At 60.5% G+C, this 6,791-nt stretch carries 6 protein-coding genes; 3 read left to right on the forward strand and 3 right to left on the reverse strand.

All coding sequences use genetic code 11. The features are described from left to right. Positions 1 to 22 precede the first annotated feature (22 nt). The 3 genes from ACJO3T_RS01990 to ACJO3T_RS02000 all read left to right on the forward strand — a co-directional run bounded on the left by ACJO3T_RS01990 (position 23) and on the right by ACJO3T_RS02000 (position 2,998). Complete coding sequence (locus ACJO3T_RS01990) at positions 23 to 958, forward strand: D-2-hydroxyacid dehydrogenase (protein WP_406977651.1); 936 nt, start codon at positions 23 to 25, stop codon at positions 956 to 958. A gap of 228 nt (positions 959 to 1,186) precedes the next feature. Next, positions 1,187 to 1,447, forward strand: coding sequence for a DUF4282 domain-containing protein (locus ACJO3T_RS01995; RefSeq protein WP_406960997.1), 261 nt, complete (start codon positions 1,187 to 1,189; stop codon positions 1,445 to 1,447). A 210-nt stretch (positions 1,448 to 1,657) separates the two neighbouring features. After that, positions 1,658 to 2,998: a YihY/virulence factor BrkB family protein gene (locus ACJO3T_RS02000; protein ID WP_406960999.1), complete on the forward strand. Its 1,341-nt coding sequence runs from the start codon at positions 1,658 to 1,660 to the stop codon at positions 2,996 to 2,998. Here the strand turns inward: ACJO3T_RS02000 and ACJO3T_RS02005 are convergent. The 3 genes from ACJO3T_RS02005 to ACJO3T_RS02015 form a co-directional block, all read right to left on the reverse strand. Then, the gene (locus tag ACJO3T_RS02005; protein WP_406961001.1) at positions 2,963 to 4,021 is read right to left on the reverse strand and encodes an HDOD domain-containing protein; all 1,059 of its coding nucleotides are present in this window, start codon (positions 4,019 to 4,021) and stop codon (positions 2,963 to 2,965) included. The genes ACJO3T_RS02000 and ACJO3T_RS02005 overlap by 36 nt on opposite strands. A gap of 135 nt (positions 4,022 to 4,156) precedes the next feature. Further along, entirely contained in the window at positions 4,157 to 4,903 is a 747-nt protein-coding gene (locus ACJO3T_RS02010) for a 16S rRNA (uracil(1498)-N(3))-methyltransferase (RefSeq protein WP_406961003.1), read from the reverse strand. 107 nt (positions 4,904 to 5,010) lie between these two features. Further along, positions 5,011 to 6,360: an adenosylmethionine--8-amino-7-oxononanoate transaminase gene (locus ACJO3T_RS02015; RefSeq protein ID WP_406977652.1), complete on the reverse strand. Its 1,350-nt coding sequence runs from the start codon at positions 6,358 to 6,360 to the stop codon at positions 5,011 to 5,013. Between the last annotated feature and the right edge of the window lie 431 nt (positions 6,361 to 6,791).

Here is a 6,791-nt window from a genome sequence, read left to right on the forward strand (position 1 = left end):
GCATAAGACAGGAGTCAGAACAGTGAAAGCCGTATTCCTTGATGCCAGCACCCTGGGCGACGATGTCACCCTGGAACCGATTGAAGAGGTGACCGGGCCGCTGACCTGTCACGACCGTACCCGTCCTGATCAGGTGATTGAGCGCCTGCAGGGCTTCGACACCGTGCTGGTCAACAAGGTACTGCTGGGCCGGGAGCATTTCGAAGCCTGCCCGGAACTGAAAACCATTGCCGTGGTGGCCACCGGCCTCAACAACATTGACCTGAAGGCGGCAGAAGAACACGGCATCCGGGTGCTTAATGTGACCGGCTATGGTCGTTCCACCGTGGCCCAACACACCATGGCGCTGATCCTGGCCCTGGCCACCCGACTACTGGACTATGACCGGGATGTGCGGGGAGGCCGCTGGGGGCGGAGCGCCATGTTCTGCCTGATGGAACACCCCATCATGGAACTGGAAGGCAAGACCCTGGGAATCATCGGCTATGGCGACCTGGGGCAGGGCGTGGCCGAGAGGGCGAAAGCCTTCGGTATGAACATCGTCCTCGGCTGCCGTCCCGGCCAGGAAACGGGAGAGGTGGACGGCTATTCGCGCATTCCCCTGGACGAGCTGCTTCCTCAAGTGGATGTGCTCTCACTGCACTGCCTGCTTACGGACGATACCCGCAACCTGATCGGCGTCGGGGAACTGGAACAGATGAAGGACACGGCCCTGATTATCAACACCTCCCGCGGCGGCCTGGTGGACGAACAGGCTCTCGCTGATGCCCTTCGCGCCGGCACTGTTGGCGGCGCCGGCTTTGATGTGCTCACCGAAGAACCACCCCGCAACGGCAATCCGCTGCTGGCGGAGGATATTCCCAACCTGATTGTGACCCCGCACTCTGCCTGGGCCAGTCGCGAGGCCCGGCAGCGGATTGTGGAGATTACGGCGGGGAACCTGGCCACCCGGATATGATGCCTCAATGCCTGTTTACTGATGAGAGCCTTATTGATGAACGGATAATAATCAGGCAGTGATGACATCTTATCGCCATTAATTCAGGTACTTGGTCAATGCAAAATGATGCAATAACTTTCCATCTATCCTACCTTTGTGGCATTCTTCGCTCTTAAAATTAACTCCGGTTAATGGAGCGGTCGTGTCATTCCCGATGACGGCCAGTACATCAATGAGGAAAGAAGAATGCTCAAGTCGTTTCTGAATTTCGATTCCATGGTTACTCCGAAGATCATTACCGTCATTTACTGGCTGTCGATCATCGCGGTGGTGATTTCTGGTTTTGTCAGCATGTTCTCCGGTTACCAGGGGTTTACCTTCGGGAGTTTCCTGATGGGACTGGGGATCATCGTCGGGGGTATTCTGATGACACGGGTCTATTGCGAACTGTTCATTGTCATCTTCAAGATTAACGAGAACCTGGGCAAAGTCGCCAACCGGGAATAATTCCCAGGGCGGGGGCTTAAGGAGCCTCTGAATAACTCCTTGCCTGTTCAGAGGCTCCTTAGATCCCCGCCTGCATTTCTCCCCACCCGTTTTTTCAGCCATACTCTCCCTGAACTGCTTCAATATCGGTAACCTGCCATAAGGAATCGGGAATGTCCCGACGTGGTCGGGCCCGTTCGCGGTATTCAAGGCAGCAACCAAGGATTGTGTGTGGCGTCATTCCAGTTCAAAGAGCGTTTCCGCCAGGCTGAACAGTGGATCCTGGCCAACCCCAACCCGCCTCAGCATTGGCCCTGGACCTGGCTGTACAAGGCCGGTCGCACTGCCTACGCGGTGACTCGCGATGTGATCAGCGGTCAGCTCACCCTTCATGCCATGAGCCTGGTGTACACCACCCTGCTCAGTATCGTGCCGTTGCTCGCCCTGAGTTTCTCCGTGCTGAAGGCCATGGGGGTACACCATCGCATCGAGCCGTTCCTGTACCAGTTCTTCCAGCCCCTGGGGCCCCAGGGGGCGGAGGTGGCCGATCAGATCCTGACCTTTGTGGACAACATGAAGGTGGGGGTGCTGGGGTCCGTAGGGTTGGCGTTACTGGTATACACGGTGATTGCCCTGGTCCAGAAGATCGAGCGGTCCTTCAACGTGATCTGGCGGGTGCCGGAAATGCGCTCGCTGGCCCAGCGCTTCTCCAACTACCTGAGCGTGATCATGATCGGGCCCTTACTGATGGTGTCTGCCATTGGTATTTCGGCGACCATTTTCTCCTCGACCTTCGTGCAGCGACTGATCGAGATCGAACCCTTTGGCTCAGCAGTATTGATGTTCAGCCGGTTGATGCCGTTCTTCCTGGTGGTGGGGGCGTTCACCTTTGTCTATGTCTTTATTCCCAATACCCGCGTCAAGCTGCGCTTCGCCTTGATTGGCGGGGTGATCGCCGGTGTCTCCTGGCAGGCGGGCGGGATGATCTTTGCCTCGTTTGTTGCCGGCTCCACCCGGTACGCGGCGGTGTACTCCAGTTTCGCCATTGGCATCATCCTGCTGATCTGGACCTACATCAACTGGATGATCCTGTTGCTGGGCTCCAGCATTGCCTTTTATCTGCAGAACCCCGGCAATGTGTCCAGGAGCCGTGAAGTGGACCCCTCTCCAGAACTTCAGGAGCAGGTGGCCCTGGTGTTGATGTGGAACGTCTGCAAACCCTTTGCCGAGGGCAGGCCGGCGCCCCAGCAGGAGACTCTGGAGCGGGAGATGCGGGTTCCCGGGGAGATAACCCGGCGCATATCCGACAAGCTGATTCGCCAGGGCCTGCTGTCCCTGGCCGGATCGTCCGGTGATCATCTGGTGCCCGGGCGGGCGCTGGAGTTGATCCGGATCGGGGATGTGCTGGATGTGGTGCGGGCCGATGAGGAAAGGGTGGTCAGCCGTCTGCCCCGGGTCCTGCCGCCGGAACTGGTGCCCAGGGTCTCTGCCGACCAGACCCGGACTTTCGCTGAATTACTGGTCTCCGATCAGGCCTCAGCGGCTGGAGAGCCCCTCACTGAGAAGGCGTGACAGTATCTGGCGGATCTTGTCCAACTGCTCCTCGTTGATGGACAGCAGGGGTTGCAACTCGTCAATCCCCAGGTTTCGCTGGTGCGCGTCCCGCAACACTTCCCGGGTACCCAGGATGATGCCGTCGTTCAGCGGTGAGTGCTCCTGGTCGGGTGTCGGGCGTTCCGCGGTCAGCAGCAGGGCGTGATACCTGGAGGGCAGGCCCCAGGCGTGGGCAATTTTCTGCGCGGTTGCCCATTCAAAGCGCCGCATGGCCTCGTGGAGGATATGCGGGGAGGGGCGCTGGTCGGGAAAACGGTGTTCGACAATGCTTTGCACCTCCCGTCTCAGGGTCAGGTAGGACAGCGCCGGCAGCAGGCCAACCATGAAGTAGCTGGTGCTCTCCTGCCGGTTGTTCAGGGCAATGAGCTCGGCGGCCCGGGCGCAGGTGAGGCCCCATCGCCAGACCCGCTGGGAAAAGGTGGATTCTGCGGAATTGCGCGCGGCCAGCATGGGACGCATCACCGATGCGGAGGCAACATTGCGGATGCCGTCAAGGCCCAGCAGGAATACCGCCTGGTCAACGTCTTCCACGTGGTGGTCGCTCACCTTGAAGAAAGGGCTGTTGGCAACCTGGAGTACCTGGTTGGTCAGGGAGGCATCACTCAGGATAATGTCGGTCACTTCCTTGCGGGACGTGGAATCGCTGGCCAGGGTTCGCATCAGGGTGGGCAGCGTCAGCGGCTGACGGGGCAGTTCTCTCAGGGCGTCGTCCCGCAGGCGGGCGTCGAGTTCCTGCAGGACCTTGCTGGTCAGCGGCGACGGTTGTTCGATCTGTCGGGGGGTGCTGTCCAGCAACCAGCAGAACAGGTGGTCGTCCAGCCTTGCCCGTGGTGGACGACAATCCGGGGTATCCGCCCCCCCTGGATTGAGCAGACCGCTCCCGGTGGGGTGAGGGCTGCCCGCCGACATCGTGGAGTGGGCACCATGGCCGGAGTGGCTGGGGAACAGCCTGTGTCTAATCCAGGAAACAATACCTGGCATCCGGTGCTTCTCCTTGAATCCGTCAGGGTGTCGTGGCCGGGCCGTTCACCCCTTATGCTGTCGCAGTATAGTACAGTCCGGCTTTTGGGGTCGTTGGCGGGCTTCACCGATGTACCGTCCAGCCGGGACTACAGGCTATTGCCCAGGCGCCCTGAAATCACCCCATAGCCACTGGCACAGGGTCAGGGCCGCCACCGGTGCGGTTTCGGTTCGCAGCACCCGGGGGCCGAGGGCTGCGGGAGAAAAGCCGCTTTGCCGTGCTGCGCTGATTTCCGCTTCTGAGAGGCCTCCTTCCGGCCCTACCAGCAGCGCTACGCCGTTCCGGGGCGGGGCCATGTCGGCCAGCGGCTGTTCGGTGCGGTGGTGCAGGACCAGGCGCAGGTCGCAGGTTTCGCTTTGCCGGAACCAGTCCGGTAACGTGCATAAGGGGGTGATGGTGGGTACCGTCGCCCGTCCACATTGCTCGGCAGCGCTGATGGCGACCTGTTGCCAGTGGCGGATACGCTTGTCTTCCCGGTCGCCCTTCAGGCGCACGTCGCACCGCTCGCTGGTGAGAGGGACGATGGTATCCACCCCCAGTTCCGTGCTCTTCTGCACCGCGTAGTCCATACGATCGCCCTTGGAGATAACCTGCCCCAGCAGGATCTTCAGGCGCGGTTCGCAGGTGCTTTCCTCCTTCGCCAGGATTCGTGCGCTGACCCGCTTCTTGCCCACGTCGTCCAGCTCGGCCGGGTAGTTGGCCCCATCGCCGTTGAACAGCACCAGGGGCTGGTCCGGCTGCATGCGCAGCACTTTGCCGACGTGGTGGGCGGCACTGTCATCAAGGAAAACCGTCTGGCCTTCCTCTAACGGGGCATCAGTGAAGATTCGCGGATTGCGCACAGGCGTTTCCTGTCGGGAAGATCGTCATCGGGAGCGACAGGTTACCGAAACACGCCACCTTCTGGCCAGTCTGGACGCAGCGGTGCGACTTTCTTCCGCGCAGACCCCTAGTCACGTACCGCGATATCGATGCCTTCGGTGGCCACCTGGGCCAGGTGACGGATCTGATCCTCGGTGATGGTGTACGGCGGCATGAAATAGACCACATTGCCCAAAGGCCGCAGCAAGGCCTCTCGGGTCAGTGAGTGCTTGTAGACCCGGATGCCACGGCGTTCCTGCCAGGGGAAGGGCTCTTTCGTCTTCCGGTCCCTGACCATTTCGATGGCCATGGTCATGCCATGCTGGCGGATATCGCCGACGTTGGGGTGATCCGCCAGGTGGGCCACGGAATCCGCCATGCATGTCGACAGGGCCCGGTTGGCGTTGATGACGTCGTCATCCCGGAAGATGTCCAGGGTTGCCAGGGCCACGGCGCAGCCGATGGGGTTGCCGGTATAGCTGTGGCTGTGCAGGAAGGCACGCAGAGTTTCGTAGTCGTCGTAGAAGGCGTTGTAGACGTTGTTGGTGGTCAGCACCACGGACAGCGGCAGGTAGCCGGCGGTGAGCCCCTTGGACAGGCACATGAAGTCGGGGGTGATGCCGGACTGCTCGCAGGCGAACATGGTACCGGTACGCCCGAAACCCACGGCAATCTCGTCGGCGATCAGGTGCACGCCGTAGCGGTCACAGGCTTCCCGCAGCCTGGTGTGGTAAATGGGGTGGTGCATGCGCATGCCGCCGGCGCACTGGATCAGTGGCTCCACCACCACCGCACAGATCTCGTCGTGCTTCTCGGCCAGCAGTTGTTCCATGGCCTCGAACTGGCGCAGGGCGTATTCCTCGTCGGTCTCGCCCGGTTCCTTGTTGAAGGCGTCCGGTGACGGCGCGGTGAGCACTTCCATCAGCAGGGGCTGGTAGGTGTCCTTGTACAGGGCCACGTCGCCCAGGGCCAAGGCGCCCAGGGTTTCCCCATGGTAGCTGTTGGACAGGTTGACGAAGTTCTTCTTGCCCGGCTTGCCGTGGTTCTTCCAGTAGTGGTAGCTCATCTTGAGGGCGGCCTCGATGGCCGAGGAGCCGTTGTCGGCATAGAAGCACTTGTTGAGGCCTTCCGGCGTGACCTCGATCAGCCTTTCGGACAGCTCCACCACGGGTTCGTGGCTGAAACCGGCGAGGATGACGTGCTCGAGCTTTTCGATCTGGTCGCGGATGGCGCCATTGATGCGTGGGTTGGCGTGACCGAACAGGTTGACCCACCAGGAGCTGACAGCGTCGATATAACGGTTGCCTTCGAAGTCTTCCAGCCAGACCCCTTCGCCTTTGCTGATGGGGATCAGTGGCAGGGATTCGTGGTCCTTCATCTGGGTGCAGGGGTGCCAGACGGATTTCAGGTCACGGGCGACCAGGTCGGCGTTGCGCATGGTTGGCTCCGGTTCTGTTTGCTTGTTGGTGGGTTTGTCTCTGTTAACCAAGTTGGATGATACAGTTAACGGCGGCTTGTAGGAAGGTGGCAGGTGTGAATGTTGACTGGTTGCTTGGCGGGCTGGACGTGTGGTGTAGGGGAGGCTTTCTTCACCGCAATTCACGGTCCATCTATGGACCGACCTTGCTCCGCGCCATCCCTGGCGCTGTTACGAAATCCTCCCCTACACCACACGTCCGACGGACCTCTCGGAGGACTCATCGAAGACCAAAGAGCTGCCATGACGAGGTTGTGTTGCTTTGTTTGGTTAATCGGCGATGGCGAGTGGGAAAGAACTGATGAAACGCCGGGATGAGCATACGGAAGGAGGTAACTCACCTGTCAGAGCGGACCGGGGGTGGATGGGGTGATTTCGCAGCAGCGCCAGGG

It is taken from the genome of Marinobacter shunpengi (assembly GCF_045449715.1).
In the GTDB taxonomy this organism is placed as follows: Bacteria; Pseudomonadota; Gammaproteobacteria; order Pseudomonadales; family Oleiphilaceae; genus Marinobacter.